This window comes from Anaerobium acetethylicum (assembly GCF_900096945.1).
Classification (GTDB): domain Bacteria; phylum Bacillota; class Clostridia; order Lachnospirales; family Lachnospiraceae; genus Anaerobium; species Anaerobium acetethylicum.
Map to the genome: position 1 here is coordinate 1 of NZ_FMKA01000018.1, position 22,060 is coordinate 22,060.

Consider the following 22,060-nt stretch of genomic DNA (forward strand, 5'->3'; position numbering starts at 1 on the left):
TACTTTGGAAGTACTGAAGGTGTCACCAATTCCAGCAGATATCATAACGCTTGGAGCAGAAGGTTTAAGAAATATCTGGCATGATGCGAAACTAAGAGGACGCGGTTATAGCAGAGCCAATGATATCGTAAGTTATGCAAAAACAAGTGTGGGATTGACAGATGGAACAGCTGCCGGAAAGGAAGCCGTGAGGTGGTTTGCAGAGCAGATCATAAAACTGAATGAACAGCTTGCAGTGATTGAAACTGAGCTGCATAAGAAATGCATGGAAATACCATATGCAGAGAACATACTGGAAATCAATGGTGTGGGTGAGAATATCCTTGCAGGAATTCTCGCAGAAATGGGTGATATCAGCAGATTTGACGATGTGAAGGAAATTCAGAAATTAAGTGGAATGGGACTTGTAGCATGCAGTTCGGGCAAGCACAAGGGAAAGACCAAAATCAGTCACAGAGGACGAAAACGGCTGAGATACTGGTTGTTTCAGGCGGCAAAGTCGGCAGTGTCGCATGCACATGAATTTAAACAATTGCATGTGTATTATACAACCCGAGTCAATAATCCGCTAAAAAAGATGCAGTCGCTGATTGTAATAGCATGCAAGATACTGAGGGTGATTTATACGATTCTAAAGACAGGGACAACATATGATCCGAAAAAAATGTTGAAGGATATCAAACATCCGGTAAATGTAACATCAAAGGCAGCTGCATAGACATTGAATATAAGCAATAGATTCCAGAGCTCTGCCGAGGTTCTGATGATAGACAGCGGAGGCTGGGCAGGGTTCTGGAGCAGAAACCCGTAAACGATGGAGTATGAAACGGACTGCATCATTAAAAAGACCAACTGAAAAATATGGTGGTATAGCGTCCACTGAGTAAATCAGTACCATTGTAGATGAAAGCAGGTCGGTAACAATCAAATAAAAACAAGAGCTGTAGCTGGCATCGGTTTTTTTCGTGGGGCATGACCCCGTTTAGGAGCTTGGCTGGCACTCAGTGTATGGTAGATGGTACGAAGGAAGTTGGGACACGATCCCCTTAGACACGGAAGGTTCATCATCATAGTTGATCAGAGGGAAAATAGCCTTTATAAAGCAAACAAAAAGGGATGCTTTATAAACTATACCCATTTATCAGCTATTCGGTACTTGATACTACGACATCCATCACGATCGGCTCTGTTTTAGAGGTAAATAAAAAACGTCAAAGCCAGTAAAATCAATAGATTTAGGCTTGACAGAATAGGAAGGAACAAAATTATGGAAACGTTAAAAATCGGTATAATAGGTATAGGAGTAATCGCAACAACAAAGCATATCCCCAATTTACTGAAAAGAGAAGATGTAGAAGTCGCAGCATTATGCGATGTTGATACTGCAAAAGCAGAAAAAGCAAATACTGATTTCAACTTAAATGCACAGATCTATTCTGATTACAAAGAGTTGTGTGCAAGAGAGGATATCAAGGTTATTCATGTATGTACACCAAACCCATTACATTTTGAAATGACACTGGAAGCCCTGAATCATGGAAAACATGTCCATTGTGAGAAACCCATTGCCTGCAAATACGCAGAAGCTCAGAAGATGATTGAGACTGCAAAGAAAGTCGGTAAAAAACTGACTTCTGGTCTGCAGTGGAGATATAATGCTGCTCCGCTGAAAATGAAAGAAATGATAGAAAACGGAGAGCTTGGTGATATTTATTATATAAAATCCTCACAGCTTCGCCCAAGAAGACTTCCGGCATATGGCGCATATATGAGCAAAGAGCTTAATGGCGGCGGCGTTTTGATGGATGGAGGCCCTCATTCTATCGACCTTCCAATGTGGCTGACAAATAACTATGAAGTGGAAAGCGTACGTGGTGTTACGTTTGATAAGATGAAAAATTTTCCTGAAGGAAATGCTCTTGGATCATGGGATCCGGAAAACTTTGATGTAGAAGATACAGCAATGGCTATGATTACCATGAAAAATGGTATGATGATCTATATGGAAACAGCCTGGATTACGAATATGCAGCAGGAAGCTCCTGGCGTTATCGCATCCATTGCAGGAACAAAAGCGGGCGTAGATATGGTAGGACCGACTTTTGAGTGTTCTGTCCGCACTACGAAGATGGTAGACGGAGAATTGAAGACAGAGATTAATAATATTGATAAGCCGGTTGATATGAATGCATACGATATTAATCATTGGATTGATGCAATTCAGAATGATGGAGAACCTGCAATTCTTCCAGAACAGGCGGCTACTGTAACACGTGTTATTGAGGCTATTTATGAATCTGCAAAAACAGGTAAAACTATTTATTTTGACTAATGCGAGGCATCCATTGGTACCTCTTATTGGTACCTGACACCATAAACACCTCTTTATGGTACCTGACACCATAAACATCTCTTTATGGTACCTGACACCATAAAATAGAAGAGGCTGGTGGAAGGTCCGAATTCTTAAAATTATATAAAATCAGCACTCTCTTGTTGACATTGCTAACAATAGGTGTTATATAATAGATATAACAGTTGAAATGTGCAGTGCAGGGGGTGGCGTTATGTTATTTTTTAGAATTGATGGACACACTGTAAGGTGTGCGGTGCCCGAGGTGGAAATCAGCAAGATGGGATATGATCTGCAGGAACTTTTGGTGAATCAGAATACCGCATCCGGCTTTTTGAAAGAGGTTGTGGCCAGAGGGAAAGAAGCAGGCTTTTTCATGGATGAGAAGCTGCAGGTTGTCCAGACCGCCTTTTTTTCAAACCATTATCTTGTTCTGCATTTTTCAGATCTGAATCCTGATGAGCAAATCGACAGTACGATTCAGCGTATGCCGGGAAGGACCGAAGAAGTGGCGGAATCAGCAGCGGGAGAAGGAGCTGAACTGACAGCAGACGAAGCGGAACGTTCGCAGAAAAAATACCTTCTGTGGTTCAGGAACCTGTCGCTGACGGAGAATTTCTGCAAGACAGCAGTTCCGGTTCCTGGAAAGCTTTACAGGGAGAGAACGCGTTACTGCCTGCTTGCGGATTTGAGCGGACTGGAGCGGAATGCGGCTCAGGGATTCGTTTTCCGGGCACAGGAATTTGTAGAAGAGATCAGGGAAGACAGTTTATATACTGCATTTCTGGATGAGCATGCGGATGTTATCATTAAAGAGAACCCGATAGAGGTACTGAAGAATTTATAGATACCAAAAGAAAAAGGCAATTAATAGGAAAAAGGCGTCTGCCGTAGAGATTATTGATCTTTGCGGAAGAGGCCTTTTTTGCTGTAAAGAAAGCAGTTTTTTTGTAAAAGCCGTACAAAAACTGAACAGGAAAATTCCATTCGCCCCTATACTTGGCTGGTCGCGGATGATACAATTTATCTAAATCAGAAATATACATAATTGTATCAATCATTCATACTCATCATAGAAAGGAACCGTCATGTCATACAAAATCCTGATCCCTAAAGACATCAACCCATCGGGCAAGGACTACCTTCTTGCCAGAGGCTACGAAATCAAACTATTGACCGATTCATCACCTGAAAATATCTGCGCCAACATTGCAGACTGCGATGCTATCCTGGGCAGACTCGGGCAGTACCCGCGTTCCATCTTCGAAGCAGGGAAAAAACTGAAGATTTTGGCCAAGCACGGCGTAGGAGTTGACGATGTCGACCTGGATGCGGCCAGAGAACACGGCGTCATGGTGACCAATACGCCTGAAGCGAATGCCAATTCAGTGGCAGAGCATACAATCTGCATGATGCTTACCTGTGCGCAGAATCTGGTGCAGCAGGACAGGCGCACCCGCGGGGGTGAATTCCAGTCGGTGCGTATGGAACCTACGATGGAGGTGGCTGGGATGACGATGGGGCTGATCGGATTTGGCGCCATCGGCCGTGCGGTGGCGAAGAAGGCGGCTCTGGGACTGGATATGAAGGTCCTGGTCTATAACCACCGCATCATGACGGATTTGCCGGAATATGTGCAGCAGGTATCCTTTGAAACGCTGCTTGGCAGCAGCGACGTGGTGAGCCTGCACTGCCCCTGCAATGAGGAGACTCGCGACATGATTGATGAGAAGGCTCTGGCCATGATGAAGCCGACTGCAATCCTGCTGAATTTTGCCAGAGGCGGCATTGTGGATGAGGAGGCTCTTTACAAGGCTCTGGCTGAACATCGGATTTTCATGGCCGGCCTTGACTGCTTCCGCCAGGAACCGACAACCTCAGCAGAGCCACTGTTTGGGCTGGAGAATACCATCGTGCTGCCCCATTCCGGCGGAATGAGCGGAATTGCAACAGATAACATGAGCATGCATGCCGCAATGTGCATTGATGATTTCTTTTCAGGGCGCGAGCCGAGATGGATTATAAAATAACGGTACCAGGTACCAGTTACCCTGGTAACTGGTACCTGGTACCGAAAGATAGGAAGAATCCAATGAATATGCAAATAAAAAACTTAAGCGATAAGCTGACCCAGCGGAAAATCCACCATGTCCTGGTCAATGGAGCGGACGCAGGCAGCAAAACGGCAGACGCCGGTATCAGGGCAGCCAAGCTGCTGACTCCTGACCAGACCGGATTTGAATCTGGAATCATCTATATCGGCCGTGTCTCGGACCTGCCGGAAAAAACGGACGGCATCCAGGAGGCAGGCCTGATCTGCATCGACGATGTACCTTTGCCCCAGGCAGTACGCGAGAATCCGTCGCTGAATCTCATGCTGGTAGATGCAGAGGTCCCGCTGTATGACCTGTTTAACATGGTGCAGGACATCCTGCTGGACAGCTCCTATTTCATACAAAGCTCCGCGGCCCTTCTGAATTCCATTATCCGGGGAAAAGGCCTCCAGTACATCATTGAAATCGGCAGCGAACTACTGGGTAATCCGGTCATGCTCGGGGACAGCAACCACCGTGTCCTGGCCTATTCAAAATGCGATGACGTGACGGATGGCGCCTGGACAGAACTGAGGGATACCGGGTACAGCACCTATGAATATACGGTCAAGTATGATTTCAAGCGGTATATCGAAAATTCCGTGAAAAGCCGGAAGCCGGTAATCGGGGATCTTGGGAAAGTAAGCAGGATCAGGAGAATTTTTTCCACTGTGGTTGTGGACGGAGCTGTCGTGGGGCATCTTGCAGTTCTTGAGCACAACAAACCATTCACTGAGAAAGATCTTGAAATCACTACATTTATCTGCGATGTCCTGGCTTCGGAGATGCAGAAAAACAGCAACTACCGAAATTCGAGAAAAGTGATTCTGGAAAATCTGGTGAAAGGCCTACTGGACGGCAGCATAAAAAATGAGGAAGCGGTCACGGAACGGATCAAATATCTGAAGTGGAAGCCGAAGGACAAGCAGTATGTCCTGGCAGTCAGGTACGACCGGTATGAGGATTCCTTCGGTCTGATTTCCTACATGCGGGATACCCTTCGGGATCTGCTGGAGGAACAGGAGGCAGTCTTTTATGATAACCACATCATATTCATCATTGGCTGCAGCAGGGATACATATTTGCGGCGGGAGGATTTCGGGGATTTTATCCGGTTCATGGAAAAAAATCGTTTATGCGCCGGAATCAGCCAGGAATTCACCAGGATTACGGAACTGAAGAAATATTATGGGCAGGCCCTGGCAGGAATGGCGCAGGGACAGAAAATTGGAAAAGAAGACGTCTTTTTCATGTATGAGGAATATGCGGTCCACCATATTATCGATATCTGCTGCAGGCAGGAGGACATCACGGATTTCTGCCACCCTGCATTGCTGAAGCTGATCGCGTATGATGACAGGCATCATACGGATTATGCGAAAAGCCTTTTTGCCTATATCGTGAATATGAGAAATATGGGTTCAACGGCGGATGCCCTCCACATCCACAGGAACACCATGAGCTACCGGATGGGGAAAATCCAGGAGATCATCGGACTGGATCTGGATAACAATGACCTTAGCATGAACCTCTTTGTTTCCTATAAAATACTTGAATATGGTGGAAAGCTTTAACCAGATATTACCATTGTGCATAAATTACAAAGGTGCAGGGAATTTTCTAATTCCCTGCACGATGAACTATTCCGGGGATTATGATATGATGAGTATGTTAAAAAATAATCAATCAAACATTCCCCGCTTCCAACGGCCGTGGAACCGGAAAACTAAAAACAAATAGCAGAAAACCAAAAACTAAAAACAAATAGCAGAAAACCAAAAACTAAAAACAAATAGCAAAAAACCAAAAACAAATACAGGAAGCAAAAAAACGAATAACACGGAGGAATAGTCATGAACTACGAAAAACTTTTTACCCCTTTTCAAATCAAATCAATGACAATTAAAAACAGAATCGTAATGGCACCTATGGGCCTGAATTCAGGCCGTCCGGACGGAACCATCGACGATGACGAGATAGAATATTTTGAAGAACGTGCAAAAGGCGGCACTGGAATGATTATCATGGGATGCCAGTTCCTTACAAAAGATCTGGCTCAGGGATCCATGGAAGGCTACCTGGACAACGTTTATCCGATTCCACAGCTCACGAACCTCTGCGAATCCGTTCAGCGCCATGGAACAAAATTATGCGCCCAGCTGAGCTGTGGAACTGGAAAGAACGCCTTTGCAAATATGTACGGTGAGCCACCGGTTTCTGCTTCTGCAATCCCATCCATGTTCAATCCTGACCTGATCTGCCGCGCACTTACCGTGGAAGAAATCAAGACCATCATGAAACAGTTTGAATTTTCAGCAAAAATACTGAAGGATGCAGGCTTCGATGCCATTGAAGTCCATGCCCATGCGGGGTATTTGATCGATCAGTTCATGTCCGAAGTATGGAATAAGAGAGAAGATGAGTACGGCGGAAGCCCTGAAAACCGCATGCGTTTTGCAGTAGAAATCGTTCAGGCAATCCGTAAGGCAGTTGGACCGGACATGCCGATCCTGTTCAGAATCGCCTGCAAGCATCATTTTGAAGGCGGACGTACCCTGGAAGAGACCATGCCTCTGCTGAAAATCCTGGAAGATGCAGGAGTAGATGCCTTTGATGTCGACAGCGGCAGCTATGAAAGCATCGATTACATTTTCCCGCCTGCTTATTTAGGAGACGCATGCATGGAAGATGTCTGCGAAGCGGCAAGAAAAGCAGTCACTGTTCCAATCATGAATGCCGGAAACCACACGCCTGAGACCGGACTGAAACTGATCGAATCCGGAAATGCTGATTTTGTCATGATGGGAAGACCTCTCATCGCAGAACCTTATATGGCGAAAAAGCTTCTGGAAGAAAAGCGTGATGAAGTACGTCCTTGTATCCGCTGCAATGAAGACTGTATAGGAAGAATCCTTACAAGACTGACCAAAATCAGCTGTTCCGTAAATCCCTTAGCAGGATTTGAAAAGCGTTTTCCAGTCCAGAAGACAGACAGTCCGAAGAATGTTGTTGTAATCGGCGGCGGTCCTGGCGGAATGGAAGCGGCAAGAACTGCAGCCCTGAGAGGCCATAAAGTAGATCTGTATGAAATGGGAGACGGCCTTGGCGGACAGCTGAAAAGCGCTGCCACACCGGACTTCAAGAGCCAGCTTCGTGAACTGGTCACCTGGTATAAACGCCAGTTAGAGATTTACGGAGTGAATGTGCATCTGAATACGAAGATTACAGAAGATGCACCTGAGCTTGTGGCGGCGGATGCAATCATCGTGGCAGCCGGTGCGGTGCCTGTTACACCGAACATCAAAGGCATCGAGAACACAGTTGATATCTTATCCGCTCATTTGGATGAGACAAAGCTCAAGGGTGATCGAATCATCTACTGCGGCGGTGGTCTGTCCGCATGCGACAGCGCTCTGGAAACAGCAATGAAAGGCAAAAAAGTTGCCATCATCGAAATGCTGGACGAAGTAGCCGTGAACGACCACTTCATAAACAAAGCTTCCTTGATCCCGATGCTGGTGAAAAACGGCGTTGAGCTCTGTACCGGCCACAAAGTACTGGAAATCCAGGCAAATGGCGTGAAGGCGCAGAAGAAGGACGGAACGGAAGTCTTCATAGAAGGAGATACAGTAGTCGCTTCCTTCGGTATGATGAAGAACAATAAAATGGCTCAGGCAATCGACGCAAAATACCACAACAAGACCCAGATTATCGGGGATTGCTCCAAGGTTGGAAAAGTCGGCGGTGCCGTCAGAACAGGCATGTACGCAGCTATGAATATTTAGATAAAAAGGGTACCAGGTACCAGTTACCACAGTAACTGGTACCTGGTACCCTTTTATCTTGCAAGATGTATAACCGATTGGTATAATGTTTTTATAATCGAAATATGGTTGTTAGAAAAAGAAAATATCAGACAATAGCCAACTGCAGAGTTCGGATTCATGCAAAAAGGAGGTTCTATTTATGGGTAAAGCAATTCAGGATTTAAGAAAAGAGCATGATGCTATTCTTCATGTCTTGGAAATAGTGGATAAGATGCTAAAAGACAACACAAAAGATGATTCCGCCAAGCTTCCATCTTACAATGAGGTTGTTTACTTTTTGAAAATATTTGCTGATAAATGCCACCATGGAAAAGAAGAGAAATATCTGTTTAGGGAAATGGCCGACAGAGGCGTTTATGACGAAGACGGGTTGATGGAGGTGCTGCAGCAGGAGCATAACCAGGGCAGGGAGTTGATAGCGCAGATGGATAAGGCGCTTTCGGCGGGCGATTTTGCAGACTTTAAAACCAGCATGACCGGATACGGCTATCTGATCAGGAGCCACATAAGAAAAGAGAACGAAGCACTGTTTGCAAGGGCGGACGATTTTTTTGATTTTGCCGAGCAGGACAGGATGTTTGAGGCGTTTGAAAAATATGAGGAAAATGTCATCGGGCATGGGGTTCATGAAGAACTGCATGGGCTGATCCATAAATGGGATGAGGAATTCTAAAAAAGGTACCAGGTACTGTGAACGCGTGTTCACAGTACCTGGTACCTTTCTATCCCAAAGCTGATCATCAGATGTTCCAGTGTATTCACGTCCTTCAAATCAAGCCCGAACAGCTCTTCCATCCGGTTCAGCCTGTAGAGGAGGGTATTCCTGTGTACATGAAGCTGCTCAGAAGCCTCGTTCTTTTGGAACAGACACTGGCAGTAGCATTTCAGGGTCGGGAGAAATTCGGTTTCGTTGTCCCGGTCGTAAGCGCTGATCATTTTCAGGGCGGGATGGATGAAGCCAACGCATTCCGGCAGCTCGGAGAGGTACAGATACAGGGGCTCCGGCATTACCTTCTCATAGTAGGCCATTCCCTGCGGCATCAGCTTTGCGGTTAGCCGTCCCTGCAGATAATGGTCAGGCAGGAGATACAGGTTTTCAACAGGATAGACGGCGCCGCAGCGAACTTCATATTGGGATAGGAAGACAGCAATCTCTTCGGCAATTTTTTTGACGGAAGAGGTATGCTGCTTTTTTTTGTCGGTAATCAGGATTACCAGGTCATTGTTATAGATGGTCGGGATGGCGCTTGGGAATTTATGGAGGCAATAGTTGAGGGCTACATTGGCAAAAGCCTGCTGAGCCTTGTTCTGGTCGAGCAGGGCCACCAGCAGAATCCCGGGGAATTTCCTGGTCTGGGAGATGTTAGCCATGGATTTGTCCTTCAGCAGATTCGGGCTGTCCCTGTTCAGGAGGTCGTTCAGGTTTCTGGAGAGGGTGGGGGTAAAATGTCTGGTGAGGTTCAGCTTGATGCGAAGGGCGCTTGTGAGGGCTGCCGCTGCCTCGAGCTGCCAGGATTTTACTTTTGGTGAGTTGATGAAAATCGCTATATGGCCGAGGATTTTTTTGTCGTCATATACTTCAGCAAAGATGCGGGGCCGTTCTTTTACCAGGCCATCTTTTGCAAAGAAGGGCTCGTAACGGATTCCTGGATCTTTCAGATAAGCTTCCTGGAAGGCAGTGATGGTTTCGATCGGGAGGGAGCCGGTTTCAAAGAGCGTGTCATAGACCGGGTCGCCAATTTTGCTTGCAGGATACAGGGAGACCAGGCTGTAGTGCTCGTCCGTAAACAGGACCGGTGCATTGAATATTTTGTATGCACACTGTAGGAGCGGCAGAAATCCAGGTTTGTCCATGACTTCATGAAAGTCCTTGTATATAGTCAGCATATCCGGTGTCTGTGAGTTTTTTTGCATGTTTTTAATCTCCTTTTTTCAGTATTCGGTCAGGATGGGTTCTGTACTGGTGGTGATGGCGGCAAATTCTGCATGGGAAAAACAGCAGATGCAGGAATCAGGAGGATCCGAATCGTTCTGAAACCAACATAACATGGATTGTCAAAATGCACAATAGAACCCGGATTTTTAGTTATAACAAATATGGTAAAAAAATAACAATCAACTTATAATCCGATGTATAAGGTCTTTTGAAGCAGTGCGCATTCTGTATGCATATTGTCATAATGTATATAAGGGTTCCCCATGCGTGCCGACCGGCGCAGTTACTTTGAAACAGCTACAAGAAAAAGGAGAGAATGAATTATGAATTTTGAATCAACCTTCAAACCCATGTATATTGGAAAAATGTTAGTAAAGAACCGTCTGGTGGTTCCAGCTATGGATTCAGCTATGTGCGAGATGGACGGAAAGATTGAAAAAATGGCCTGCGATTATTACGGAGCAAGAGCTAAGGGCGGCTTCGGAATAGTAATCACAGAAATTGCAGCTGTAGACGATAAGGCAACTGGAATGCCGGGTGAGCCAAGGCTGTATTCTGACGAATATCTTCCGGGACTTACCAGACTGGCAAATGCCATCCATACAGGAGGCGCAAAAGCCATTGTCCAGCTTCATCATGCAGGACGTGAAACGGCATCAGCAATGATCGGGCAGACTGCAGTCGGACCATCCTCAATTCCATCGGTTGTTTACCGTGAGCCGGTAAATGAATATACGACAGAACAGGTATATGAACTGATCGATTCCTATATCGATTCCTCGGTCAGATGCAAAAAAGCTGGATTTGACGGCATTGAGTTCCATAGCGCCCACGGGTACATGGGACTTCAGTTTATGAGCCCGCGTACCAACAAGAGGATTGATGAATTTGGTGGCGGAGTTGAAGGCAGATCCTATTTCCATAAATTAATCATTGAAGGCATCAGAAAAGCATGCGGCGAAGAGTTTGCCATCATTGTAAGAATGGATTCGATTGAAGCCAGGGTCGGTGGAATTGAAGAAAATGAAGCAGTGGTGTTTGCAAGGTTGTTGGAAAGCTACGGAGCAGATGCCCTGAATATATCAGCAGGTACTTATGCTGCCTGGGATACCATCGTGCCGACGCCGGATATGCCGCAGGGATGGAACTGGCATGGAACAAGAAGAATACGCGAAGCCGTTAAAGTTCCGGTAATGGCAGCAGGAAGATATTCAGATCCTTTTGTAATTGAGCAGTCGATTGAACGCGGAGATACGGATTTTGTATGCCTGGGACGCCAGTCTATCGCAGATCCTGAATTTCCGAACAAGATGGCAGGAGGAGACCTTGCAGATATCGTTCCATGCATCGGATGTACCCAGAGGTGCATGAGCTTTAATGACCATGACTCCTTACAGGAAGGTGACTGGGGAGTTTCTTGCATGCTGAATCCTATGAGCAACAACCGTAAGGATGTCCAGTATGATATGGCGGAAGAATCCAAAAAAGTCATGATCATTGGCGCCGGCGTTGCAGGTATGGAAGCTGCATGGATCGCCGCAGAACGCGGTCATGACGTGACGATTTACGAAAAGAATGACGAGAGCAAAGTAGGAGGACAGTTCCTGATTGCAGCATATCCGCCTTTCAAGCAGGATCTGACACGCCCGATCCGTTACTATAAACATATGTGCAAGAAAAACGGCGTTAAGATGGTCTTTAATACGAATGTCGATACGGAATTCATCAAATCAGTAAAGCCGGATGTCCTTGTAGTGGCTACAGGCGCAACACCGTTCAAGCTTAACATTCCAGGAAGCGATGCTCCGAATGTATACCAGGCAAATGACGTACTGGTCGGAAAATCCATACTTGGAAACAGCGCCCTTGTAATCGGCGGCGGTATGGTTGGCGTTGAAACTGCGGAATTCTGCCAGGATTACTGCGCAAGAGTTGCGGTAGTCGAGATGAGAGACGATATTGCAATGGATCTGTACATGACTGTAAGGGACAGCCTTCTCAGAAGATTCAAACAGGAAGGAATTGAAATCTACAGGAAGACCTGCGTAAGCAGAATTGAAGGAAATACAGTTTATGCTGAACAGGATGGAAAGGAAATCGTGCTGGATGGCTTCGATAACATTATCTTTGCAGTGGGATCGAAACCGGAGGTGCAGTTTGAAGACGTGGAAAGCCTGGCTGATCAGGTATTCGTGATTGGCGATGCCAAGAAAGCAAGAAGTGCGGTAGAGGCCATTTACGAAGGCGCAAGAGTAGGTATGTCTATCTAGGGCATGTGTCAATTCAGCACTAAATCCTGACACAGAAGAAGTGAATAGTTAGATAATGAAGCAAGGCAGCCGGTTTGGATAACTGGCTGCCTTGCTTCGTTATACAACCGGATATGATTCATTCTAAGTTATTATCCTGGAGAGTGTATATTTGGATAGTTAACAGTTACCAGGGTGAAGAGCATTCACAGAGTCGGCAGGGATTGTAATGAGTTATGGAAGAAGCTATAATTATTGGTACCGGTCATATGTATGAAGAATGGAAAAGAACTATGTTTCTATATTAGGAATAGAGGGCTGTTAGAAGAGCTGATAAGATAAAATGAACAGAAAAATAGGAGGAAAAAATGGCAAAAATATGCGTAATAACAGGAGGAGCCTCTGGAATCGGAAGATGCCTCGTTGAGAAATTTGCAGAATCCGGCATGACGGTGATATTCGTGGACAAGGACAAAGAAGCCGTCGGGAAAACACAGAAAGCCATGAGGGAAAAAGTACTGCCTGTGGAAGGTTTTTGCGGGGATATTGCGGAGGAGGCGGTTCTGAAGGCCTTTTCTGACCATGTGATATCGGAATATGGAAAGGTAGACGTCCTGATCAACAATGCCTGCCTGAGCAGAAGAGGAATCCTGTCCGGCTGCTCTTACGAGGACTTCAATTATGTGCTGAAGGTGGGGGTCACGGCTCCCTACATGCTTGCAAGCCTGTTTCTGAATGCCTTCAGCGAGGGCGCATCCATCATCAACATTACCTCCACAAGGGCATTTATGTCCCAGCAGGATACGGAAAGCTATACAGCCGCAAAAGGCGGCATCACGGCACTGACTCATGCACTGGCGGTCAGCCTTGCAGGAAAGGTGCGTGTAAATTCCATAGCGCCGGGCTGGATCGATACATGGGAATACCATGACGATGTGGAAAAAACGGAGTATTCCAGAGGGGATCAGGAACAGCATCTGTCGAAGAGGGTTGGAACTCCCGAAGATATTGCAAATGCTGCTCTTTTTCTGTGCGATGAAAGGAATTCCTTCATCGATGGCCAGAATATAACAGTGGACGGCGGGATGACAAAGCAGATGATCTATCATGACGACCTGGGATGGAGTTATGGAGAGTAATAGAATGGCAGAATGACGGATAACGTACCGAGAATGCATCATATAGTATAAAAACTATAAGTTAATAGAAAATCATGTATTTTAAATTATAAAAAAGAAGGAATATAATCATACGTAAAGAGTGTTCAGAGGAGTCTGTCTGAATGCGGAAAATGAGGATTATTTTGTATGGATATGATGTTTCTTCTATTTAAACAGAACATGATTATGTTCGTCTACCTTCTCCTGGGATATTTTTTGTATCGGAAAAAGCTGGTAGGGAAACAGGGGAGCGGCGACATCGGGCGGATGCTTTTGTATGTGATCATGCCCGTTGCGATTGTGAAATCCTATTTGGCGGAGTTCTCTATGGAGATGCTTGAGGGACTTGTGGTTTCTTTTCTGGCGGCACTGAGTTCACTGGTGCTGTCGATTATCGTGAGCCGAATCGCATTCAAAAAAGAAGAAGCGGTGGAGCGGTTCGGGGCAGCATTCTCGAATGCCGGTTTTATCGGAATTCCTCTGGTACAGATGACATTGGGAGCAGAGGCGGTATTCTATGTATCTTCGTTTGTCGCACTTTTGAATATTCTGCAATGGACCTATGGGGTGCTCACAATTACCGGTGATCCCTCAGTAGTTTCTTTTCGGAAAATCAGGACGAATCCAATTGTTATCAGTTTTGTGGCTGGCTTATGTCTATTCTTTCTGCCGGTTTCCCTGCCGGATATGCTGCAAAGCATGATTGGAACAGTCGCTTCCATGAATGGCCCCTTAGCAATGATCGTGCTTGGAACCTATCTGGCACAGATTCCTTTGAAAACGATATTTACAGAAAAGATTGTATACCGGTGCACGGTGGTCCGCCTCATTGTGATACCGGTACTCACAATTCCGTTGCTGATGCTATTCCCGGCAAAATATCATTTGATTCAACTGACGGTTCTGATTGCGGCATCGGCTCCGGTCGGGTCAAATGTCGCGATTTTTGCCCAGCTGTATGATAAGGATTATACGAGAGCTGTAAAGGAAGTCTGTATGAGTACGCTGTTTTGCGTTGTTACCCTGCCGATTATACTTGGAATTGCGAATTATATTCTTTGAAATACCGGACCATGACCTCCTTGCATAACTGCATGGAAGGAGTCTGGTATCGTGCGGCATCCCAGGATAGCAGAATGTACCGTTCCATTGGAAGATCAGCAACTTTTCGCAAAGTAATGGTTTCAGATGCAAATCCCTGCCATGTGCGTTCTGGAATAAAGGCAATTCCCAGATTCAGCCGCAGCAGGTCGCGCATGATTGCGGGAGTGTCTACATAGGTTGTGATCGTTGGGTCAAAATTGCTTTTTTCGCAATAGAACTGAAGTATGCGGGCCAGGTCGCTGGACAGACTGAGACTTAGAAAGGATTCCTGCCTGAGGTCTTCCATCAGGAGTTCGGATTTTTCAGCAAGGGGATGACTTTTTGGCAGGGCAACAACCAGCGATTCCTTCATCAGTGCAATGCTATGCAGGGAATCCGGACATGTATGGGAAGAGGTCAGATATAGCGATGAAGTTTCAGCGCCTTGTGGTATCGGCTGCTGGAAGATCTGCAGGTGGATGTCTGGATCGGCCTTTTGAATCTGTTTGACCAGTCCGGGAAGCAGCATGGAAGCGGAGTGTATATGCAGGGAAACGGTTTTGCTTTCTGCATGGCGAACCGTCTCAAGTTCCAGGGCTGCATTGCTCAGAGAAGTGAAGATTTCATCCACGTATTTGAGAAAGATTTTTCCGGAAGCGTTCAGAACGATCCGCTTTCCGACCCGGTCAAACAGCGGGGTATGCAGTTCGGATTCCAGACGCTTCAGCGTCTGGCTGAGAGAAGGCTGGGCAATGTGCAGCTTTTCAGCGGTTTTGGATAAGTGCTCGGTTCTGGCAAGTTCCTGGAAATATTTTAATTGCAGAAGTTCCATATTGATACCTCTCAGTCTATTGAAAAATATGAATTAGTAGTGTTAATGGTATATAGTATATAGCATTTTATGTAAGCATGTAAAGAAAAGGAGATTAGAAAATGGATCAGATCATGGCGTTTATGAAAATGGATCAGCAGCAGAAAATTGATAAGTATCGCATTCTGAATGAAATGGCGATAAAAGGCCAGATTCTGTTTACAGGTTCATCATTGATGGAGCAGTTCCCGATCAATGAGCTGCTGGTGGATTTCGATATGGACTATGTCATCTACAACCGGGGCGTAGGAGGATTTAAGACAGACGACATGCTCGAACATATGGAAGAGCAGATATTTGGCACAGAGCCCTCCAGGATTTTTATCAATATAGGTACGAATGATATCAGTATGCCGGATTATACCCTGGAAAAACTGATGGAAAATTATAAAGCGATATTGACCAGGATTCAAGTGTGTCTGCCAGAGGCAGAGGTATATCTGATGGCGTACTATCCGGTAAATGAAGTGGATAAGGTGCCGGAGGGAGAATGGGGAAAGACCATGTTTACGACCCGGAACAATCAGAACATACAGATTGCCAATGCCGCAGTGGAACAGCTTGCGAAGGAGATGGGATATCGCTATATTGATGTAAATAAAGGGCTGAGTGATGAGCGCGGCATGCTGAAGAAGGAATATACCATTGAAGGCGTGCATATGTATGCCAATGGATACCGGGTGATATTGCAGAATTTGAAACAGTATTTGTAAAAAAGAAAGATTCAGAGCGGATGTCCTGCGAGGTGTTTCTATACGGATTTTCTATAAAAAAGAATACTGACGAGGTTTTCAACGGATACACATGCTGATATAATGGTAAAAGCATTGCCCGCATCTGTAAGGCGGGCATCCAAAGGAGGCGCTTATTATTTCTACTCGAAGGAACAACATCATTCTAATTGTTTTTTTATCCATTTTATCAGCTGGTATCTATTACACCCAGTATATGCTTTTCCATGATTCGGAAACCACGGCATTCTACTTCCTTCAGGATCTGGCCTTTGTTCCGGTTCAGATCGTGACGGTGACGATTATATTGAACAGATTCCTAAACATGATTGAGGACAAAAAGAAGGCGAAGAAGATCAATGTCATTATCAGCACCTTTTTCGTTGACGCGGGCATTTCCATACTGGCTGCGCTGGCAGCCTTCAATGAAAATAATGAGGAGCTGAGCCGGCTTTTTTCCCAGGACGGATTTGACAGGAGAAAGGCAGCCCATCTGAAGAAGCAGGTCAGGGAATTCGATTATGATATCCGGGTCACTTCCGAAAAGCTGATGCAGCTGGCGGAGACCATGGACCGGTACAGGGACTACACCCTGAATATGCTGGGCAACGACAACCTGCTGGAGCATGATTCCTTCACGGATATGCTCTGGGCGGCCTTCCACGTTGCGGATGAGCTGAAGACCAGGAGAAACACGGGCAGCCAGGAAGCCGAAGGGGTAAGTGCCAGAAGGAAGCTGGATAATCTGGGCGAGGACGATCTGGCACATCTGCAAAACGACATTCTGAGGGCCTATACAGCCATGACCGTAGAGTGGGTCAACTACATGGTTTATCTGCGGGAGGGATATCCATTCCTGTATGCGCTGGCGGTCGAGAAAAATCCCTACAAGAGTGGAGTGTCAAAAGCCCATTTACAAAATAGTACTCGTCAATTTGCACAAGTTTCGAGAATGAGGACGTGATGCAAAACATGTTCATTCGCAGCGCGCTCTCGCTTAGATGAAGACGTAGTGGTACGTAAGGCCGCAAAGTACGCGGCCTAAGTACCAACGTCTTCATAAAGCTGCTCATTGAATCATGTTTTGCATCACTGTGCAGCAGCGGATAACTGTGCAAATTGACGAGGCTGAACTTTACTAGAGGGCTTTTAACCCTCAAATCTATACAAATAAAAATAAGGAGTTATTGCTCTATGACTGACTCAGTCATTCTGCAATAGCTCCTTATAAGTTTGTATGAAGTTTCATGTGCCCACCAGTGAGATTAACGAGGATAATAACTATTTCCCATTAATACCAGTCCTTCTTTTGCATTTTCAATCATAATCTTCACAAGTTTCTTTAATAAATTTTTCATGATACGTCCTCCTTTTGGAATGTTTTCGTTTTGTGTTTCTTACTACAGTTGTAATGATAGCATCGAAACGAAAGCCCAATAAGGTGACAAACTTACGGAGTAAAAATGACCACACTGCAAGAGCTGTAAATGGCCACCCGGTGATCTCACATAAATGGCGCATGCCAATAGCCACTCAGCAATCGCACATAAATGGCCGATCTCCAAGGTCATATGGATTGTTAAAAATGCTCCTATCTGTTAGAATGAATGAAGTTTAACTGGGAGGAAAGTACTATGAAAAACGGAAAGCTGTCTGTGCTGCTGATTGGAAATTCGGACAAGGTCCATTCTTTGCTGCAGTCCATGCAGGACAAAAAGTCATACCAAATAGAGCTCGCATGTATGCCCATGAAGTCATCAGCGCTGTGGTGATGCCGTATGGAATCAGCGGAATCATTAATTTTTCCCATGAATTTCTGGGGGAAATCAATGAGCGGGATATCAGCAACCTGTATGAAAACATTCTTTCCTTACAGAAGGAATTTGGGGATTTCGATCTTGCCATCGGTGTCGGAACGGTCGTCCATTCCATGAAGGAGGTGAATCTTTCCCTGCAGGAATCTCTGCGGGCGGTGCAGTATAAAATGATCAGCCCCCAAAAGGAGATTTTCCGCGCCGCTGACCTTCCGGTAATAGCAACTGGTATGGATCAGATGATGTCAGAAGCCCAAAAGAAAAATCTGATGAGACTTCTGAAAAACATGGATTGTGAAGAACTGGATAGATGGTTCCAGGAGATGATTCGGAAAGCAGAGAACAATCTGGAAAATTATCCAGAGGGATATGGACAGATCAAAGAGGGGATTCTCGCATCAGCGAAAGAAGCATGGGGTGATGAAATGACGGCGGGGTACTTTGAAGATGCGAACTTTTCACTGCTTCAGCTTGCTCATATCTTCAACGGAAGAGAAATGCTGGAGCATCTGGCGGGAATCATCCTTTCCATATGCAGAAGACGGCAGCAGATCCAGATTTCTGCCATCACTGCACCGGTGCAGGAGGCCCTGGACTACATTAAGCTTCATTATGCAGAAGCTGTCACCCTGGAGGAGCTTGCGGACGTATGCGGATTGAGCCCGAATTATTTCAGCAGGATGTTCCGGGAACAGATTGGAGAAACCTATATTGACTATCTGACAGAATTCCGGCTGGAACAGGCAAAACAGCTTCTTTCTAATACAACGAAAACCATAAAGGATATCGCGAATGAGATTGGATATCTGGACGACAAGTATTTCCGGAAATTGTTTAAGAACAGATTCGGGGGGACTCCTTCTGCATATCGGAAGGGGATTGAATTGGCCTGAATTATTGTATTTTTTGTGTTTTCTGAATTGTCATTTCACGGACTCCGTGGTATGGTGAATTGTATGCACAAAAGGAGTGTCACCTCAAAAGCTCACAGATATATCTGATTAAAATCAATTTTTATATACTACAGCCGTTTTACATTTCTGGTTTGTTGTGTAAAAACATTCCGCTTACGGCTTGTAAAAAAAATAACAAACATGTAGAATGGTAAACAAAATAAGAAACAATTCAATAGTTGGAAATTGATCAAGGGGGATCAGCATGAATAATGTATTGGAATATCTGGAACATTCCGCAGCTCTTTATCCTGACAAGATGGCTTTTGCGGACGAGACCACCCGCTGCACTTACAGGGAGCTTCTGGAGCAGGCGAGAATAACGGGAAGCGGACTGGCAGGCCGGGTACAGCCCGGAAAGCCGGTGCCGGTGCTGATGGAAAAAAGCGTATCGGCAGTGACCCTGTTCATGGGCATCGTATATGCAGGATGCTTTTATGCCATGCTGGATGCAAAACAGCCGGCTGCAAGGCTGCAGCAGATTCTGAAAACGCTGGAATGCGATCTCATAGTCAGCAGCAGAAGCTACCTGGCGGAACTGGGGAAGCTGGATTTTCAGGGAGAGGCGGTCTTTTATGAGGATCTTGTCCAGGGAGTGGCAGATGAAACTCTGCTGGAGGGCATAAGGAGGCAGGCCCTCGATATCGATCCGCTATATGGCATCTTTACGTCAGGATCCACGGGTATTCCCAAGGGAGTGGTGGTGAGCCACAGGTCCGTCATCGATTTTATGGAACATTTTACGGACCTTTTCGGAATCACTGGGGAGGATGTGATCGGAAACCAGGCGCCTTTTGATTTTGATGTGTCTGTCAAGGATATCTATTCCACCCTGAAGACCGGGGCGACCATGCAGATCATACCGCGACGGATGTTCTCTTTTCCGACGCAGCTCCTGGACTATCTGTGCGAACGGGAAGTCACGACCCTGATATGGGCGGTATCGGCGCTGTGCATCATCACCACCCTGAACGGGTTTGACTACAAAATTCCGCCGAAGATCAGCAAAGTGCTTTTCAGCGGCGAAGTGATGCCCATCAGGCATCTCAACAAATGGCGGGAAATCTATCCGGAGGCCCTGTTCGTGAACCTTTACGGACCAACGGAGATTACCTGCAACTGCACCTATTATAAGGTGGACAGGGAGCTTCAGCCGGGCGGGATCCTGCCAATCGGACAGGCCTTTCCAAATGAGAAGGTCTTCCTCCTGGGAGAGGACAACCGCCTGATTACGGAACCGGGCGAAAAAGGGGAGCTGTGCGTATCGGGAACCTGCCTGTCCCTGGGATATTTCAACAACCGGGAGCAGACTGCAAAAGCCTTCGTACAGAATCCACTGAACCCGTACTACCAGGAGACCATCTATCTGACAGGCGACCTGGCATACTATAATGAAGACAGGGAACTCTGCTTTGCATCCAGGAAGGATTTCCAGATCAAGCATATGGGCCAGCGTATCGAGCTGGGCGAGGTGGAAGCCGGCATAGAAGCCCTGCAGGAAATCAGGAGAGTGTGCTGCATCTTCGACGAAGCAGCGGGTAAAATCACCGCCTTTTACGAAGGGGATATCGAAAAAAAGGAGATTGTAAGGCAGCTGAGGAAAACACTTCCGGCTTACATGATACCGGGAGCGTTCTTCAGGGTGGATGCCATGCCGCTGACGAAAAACGGGAAGATCGACAGAGCATGCCTGAAAAGCAGCATTGAAGGAGAACAGAATGGACGATAAGATATTAGAAAAAATAGCGGAAACCCAGGGGACGCCGGCCTATGTATTCAATCTGGACGAGCTGAGTGACAGGCTGGAAATGATCAGGAAGCACCTGAACGGCGCAGCAGAACTGTGCTATGCCATGAAGGCGAATCCGTTTCTGATCGGACATATGGGAGGTCTGGTCGAACGGTTCGAGGTGTGCTCACCTGGCGAATATGCGATCTGCGAGAGGGCAGGAATTCCTGCCTCGAAGATCGTGCTGTCCGGCGTCAACAAGGAGTACGGGGAAATCGAGGGCGTGGTCGAGACTGCCGGCGGCAGCACGGTCTACACCATCGAGTCGGAGCAGCATCTGCAGATACTGGCGGAGTGTTCCGGGAAAAAGAAGGAGATGCTCCCTGTCCTGATCCGCCTGACCAGCGGCAACCAGTTCGGTATAGATGAAAAGGCAGTCTGCAGCATGCTTGAACGTTGGGATACCTACCCTTATCTGGAATTCAGGGGCATACAGTTCTATTCAGGCACCCAGAAGAAAAATGCAGCGCTCATGGAAAAGGAGCTGAAGCATCTGGATGCATTCTGCGCTGAACTGAAGGAGCGGTTCCAGATTGAAATTCCGGAGCTGGAATACGGTCCCGGACTCTGCGTTTCTTATTTTGAAAAGGAAGAGGAGGATGCGGACCGGGAAATCCTGGAATCACTGGCCGGGATGCTGAAAGCCATGGAGTTCGCTGGAAAAATCACCCTGGAAATAGGGCGGTACATGGCGGCCCACTGCGGATATTATCTGACCAGCATCGTCGACACCAAGAGGAACCAGGACAGGAACTACTGCATCATAGACGGTGGCATCAACCATATCAGCTATCACGGGCAGATCATGGCTATGAAGGTGCCGCCGCACAGTCATATCCCACAGAAACCGGAGGGCGGAACCGAAAAATGGAATGTCTGCGGATCCCTGTGCACGGTGGCTGATGTGCTGGTAAAGGAATTGCCTCTAAGCGGGGCCGGGACAGGCGATCTGCTGATTTTTAAGAGGATCGGCGCCTATTCCGTGACAGAGGGTATCTATTTATTTTTAAGCAGGAATCTTCCGAAAGTGTTGTTTTACAGTAGGGAAGGCGGCGTCCTTGTTGCAAGGGATACGCAGCCTACTTATACGATAAATTCGAAGTCCTGACAGTTACAGTCAATCAAATAGTAACTGTTCAGCCCCCCGTCTCGCGAGGCGTTTTTATGCTGAATTTGCATAAAAATCCGAGACCTGCCTGCG

At 46.3% G+C, this 22,060-nt stretch carries 18 protein-coding genes; 16 read left to right on the plus strand and 2 right to left on the minus strand.

Annotation, left to right across the window (positions count from 1 at the left end; all coding sequences use genetic code 11):
- From BJR36_RS13035 to BJR36_RS13065, 7 genes are all read left to right on the plus strand, one after another.
- On the plus strand, positions 1-718 hold a 718-nt coding region (locus BJR36_RS13035), incomplete at its 5' end, for a transposase (RefSeq protein ID WP_139133555.1).
- A 549-nt stretch (positions 719-1,267) separates the two neighbouring features.
- Positions 1,268-2,332: a Gfo/Idh/MocA family protein gene (locus BJR36_RS13040; RefSeq protein ID WP_091235101.1), complete on the plus strand. Its 1,065-nt coding sequence runs from the start codon at positions 1,268-1,270 to the stop codon at positions 2,330-2,332.
- A gap of 235 nt (positions 2,333-2,567) precedes the next feature.
- Entirely contained in the window at positions 2,568-3,200 is a 633-nt protein-coding gene (locus tag BJR36_RS13045; RefSeq protein WP_169823694.1) for an adaptor protein MecA, read from the plus strand.
- Positions 3,201-3,441: 241 nt separating this feature from the next.
- Positions 3,442-4,383, plus strand: a complete 942-nt coding sequence (locus tag BJR36_RS13050; RefSeq protein ID WP_091235104.1) for a hydroxyacid dehydrogenase — start codon at positions 3,442-3,444, stop codon at positions 4,381-4,383.
- A gap of 62 nt (positions 4,384-4,445) precedes the next feature.
- Positions 4,446-6,020 carry a PucR family transcriptional regulator gene (locus tag BJR36_RS13055; protein WP_169823695.1) on the plus strand — a complete coding sequence of 525 codons (1,575 nt, stop codon included), beginning with the start codon at positions 4,446-4,448 and terminating at the stop codon, positions 6,018-6,020.
- Positions 6,021-6,299: 279 nt separating this feature from the next.
- Positions 6,300-8,231: an oxidoreductase gene (locus tag BJR36_RS13060; protein WP_091235108.1), complete on the plus strand. Its 1,932-nt coding sequence runs from the start codon at positions 6,300-6,302 to the stop codon at positions 8,229-8,231.
- Between the two features lie 181 nt (positions 8,232-8,412).
- Complete coding sequence (locus tag BJR36_RS13065) at positions 8,413-8,946, plus strand: hemerythrin domain-containing protein (RefSeq protein ID WP_091235110.1); 534 nt, start codon at positions 8,413-8,415, stop codon at positions 8,944-8,946.
- Positions 8,947-8,975: 29 nt separating this feature from the next.
- On the opposite strand, the gene BJR36_RS13070 is transcribed toward BJR36_RS13065, so the two are convergent.
- Positions 8,976-10,187, minus strand: coding sequence for a PucR family transcriptional regulator (locus BJR36_RS13070; protein WP_091235111.1), 1,212 nt, complete (start codon positions 10,185-10,187; stop codon positions 8,976-8,978).
- Between the two features lie 345 nt (positions 10,188-10,532).
- Between BJR36_RS13070 and BJR36_RS13075 the strand changes: the two genes are divergently transcribed.
- The 3 genes from BJR36_RS13075 to BJR36_RS13085 all read left to right on the plus strand — a co-directional run bounded on the left by BJR36_RS13075 (position 10,533) and on the right by BJR36_RS13085 (position 14,680).
- Entirely contained in the window at positions 10,533-12,479 is a 1,947-nt protein-coding gene (locus tag BJR36_RS13075; RefSeq protein ID WP_091235113.1) for an NAD(P)/FAD-dependent oxidoreductase, read from the plus strand.
- 347 nt (positions 12,480-12,826) lie between these two features.
- Positions 12,827-13,597, plus strand: a complete 771-nt coding sequence (locus BJR36_RS13080; RefSeq protein ID WP_091235114.1) for an SDR family oxidoreductase — start codon at positions 12,827-12,829, stop codon at positions 13,595-13,597.
- 168 nt (positions 13,598-13,765) lie between these two features.
- Entirely contained in the window at positions 13,766-14,680 is a 915-nt protein-coding gene (locus BJR36_RS13085; RefSeq protein ID WP_091235116.1) for an AEC family transporter, read from the plus strand.
- Here the strand turns inward: BJR36_RS13085 and BJR36_RS13090 are convergent.
- On the minus strand, positions 14,649-15,533 hold the full coding sequence (locus BJR36_RS13090) for a LysR family transcriptional regulator (protein ID WP_091235118.1): 885 nt from the start codon (positions 15,531-15,533) through the stop codon (positions 14,649-14,651). The genes BJR36_RS13085 and BJR36_RS13090 overlap by 32 nt on opposite strands.
- A 101-nt stretch (positions 15,534-15,634) precedes the next feature.
- Here BJR36_RS13090 and BJR36_RS13095 point away from each other — a divergent pair, with 101 nt between their 5' ends.
- From BJR36_RS13095 to BJR36_RS13115, 6 genes are all read left to right on the plus strand, one after another.
- Positions 15,635-16,285 carry a GDSL-type esterase/lipase family protein gene (locus tag BJR36_RS13095; protein WP_091235119.1) on the plus strand — a complete coding sequence of 217 codons (651 nt, stop codon included), beginning with the start codon at positions 15,635-15,637 and terminating at the stop codon, positions 16,283-16,285.
- Positions 16,286-16,520: 235 nt separating this feature from the next.
- On the plus strand, positions 16,521-17,267 hold the full coding sequence (locus BJR36_RS13100; RefSeq protein WP_091235121.1) for a hypothetical protein: 747 nt from the start codon (positions 16,521-16,523) through the stop codon (positions 17,265-17,267).
- 670 nt (positions 17,268-17,937) lie between these two features.
- On the plus strand, positions 17,938-18,075 hold the full coding sequence (locus BJR36_RS20345; protein ID WP_169823696.1) for a hypothetical protein: 138 nt from the start codon (positions 17,938-17,940) through the stop codon (positions 18,073-18,075).
- Positions 18,042-19,010 carry an AraC family transcriptional regulator gene (locus BJR36_RS13105; protein WP_091235123.1) on the plus strand — a complete coding sequence of 323 codons (969 nt, stop codon included), beginning with the start codon at positions 18,042-18,044 and terminating at the stop codon, positions 19,008-19,010. Before BJR36_RS20345 ends, BJR36_RS13105 begins: the two co-directional genes overlap by 34 nt.
- A gap of 265 nt (positions 19,011-19,275) precedes the next feature.
- Positions 19,276-20,799, plus strand: coding sequence for an amino acid adenylation domain-containing protein (locus BJR36_RS13110; protein WP_091235124.1), 1,524 nt, complete (start codon positions 19,276-19,278; stop codon positions 20,797-20,799).
- A complete protein-coding gene (locus tag BJR36_RS13115) occupies positions 20,789-21,967 on the plus strand; it encodes an alanine racemase (protein ID WP_091235126.1) in 1,179 nt (392 codons plus the stop codon). Before BJR36_RS13110 ends, BJR36_RS13115 begins: the two co-directional genes overlap by 11 nt.
- The last annotated feature ends 93 nt before the right edge of the window (positions 21,968-22,060 follow it).

Coding starts and splice junctions, on each gene's coding strand:
- BJR36_RS13060 (WP_091235108.1), top strand. CDS start 6,300: ATGAACTACGAAAAACTTTTTACCCCTTTTCAAATCAAATCAATGACA.
- BJR36_RS13090 (WP_091235118.1), bottom strand. CDS start 15,533: ATGGAACTTCTGCAATTAAAATATTTCCAGGAACTTGCCAGAACCGAG.
- BJR36_RS13085 (WP_091235116.1), top strand. CDS start 13,766: ATGGATATGATGTTTCTTCTATTTAAACAGAACATGATTATGTTCGTC.
- BJR36_RS13100 (WP_091235121.1), top strand. CDS start 16,521: ATGCTTTTCCATGATTCGGAAACCACGGCATTCTACTTCCTTCAGGAT.
- BJR36_RS13115 (WP_091235126.1), top strand. CDS start 20,789: ATGGACGATAAGATATTAGAAAAAATAGCGGAAACCCAGGGGACGCCG.
- BJR36_RS13075 (WP_091235113.1), top strand. CDS start 10,533: ATGAATTTTGAATCAACCTTCAAACCCATGTATATTGGAAAAATGTTA.
- BJR36_RS13095 (WP_091235119.1), top strand. CDS start 15,635: ATGGATCAGATCATGGCGTTTATGAAAATGGATCAGCAGCAGAAAATT.
- BJR36_RS13065 (WP_091235110.1), top strand. CDS start 8,413: ATGGGTAAAGCAATTCAGGATTTAAGAAAAGAGCATGATGCTATTCTT.
- BJR36_RS13050 (WP_091235104.1), top strand. CDS start 3,442: ATGTCATACAAAATCCTGATCCCTAAAGACATCAACCCATCGGGCAAG.
- BJR36_RS13080 (WP_091235114.1), top strand. CDS start 12,827: ATGGCAAAAATATGCGTAATAACAGGAGGAGCCTCTGGAATCGGAAGA.
- BJR36_RS13105 (WP_091235123.1), top strand. CDS start 18,042: ATGTATGCCCATGAAGTCATCAGCGCTGTGGTGATGCCGTATGGAATC.
- BJR36_RS13055 (WP_169823695.1), top strand. CDS start 4,446: ATGAATATGCAAATAAAAAACTTAAGCGATAAGCTGACCCAGCGGAAA.
- BJR36_RS13040 (WP_091235101.1), top strand. CDS start 1,268: ATGGAAACGTTAAAAATCGGTATAATAGGTATAGGAGTAATCGCAACA.
- BJR36_RS13070 (WP_091235111.1), bottom strand. CDS start 10,187: ATGCAAAAAAACTCACAGACACCGGATATGCTGACTATATACAAGGAC.
- BJR36_RS13110 (WP_091235124.1), top strand. CDS start 19,276: ATGAATAATGTATTGGAATATCTGGAACATTCCGCAGCTCTTTATCCT.
- BJR36_RS13045 (WP_169823694.1), top strand. CDS start 2,568: ATGTTATTTTTTAGAATTGATGGACACACTGTAAGGTGTGCGGTGCCC.
- BJR36_RS20345 (WP_169823696.1), top strand. CDS start 17,938: ATGAAAAACGGAAAGCTGTCTGTGCTGCTGATTGGAAATTCGGACAAG.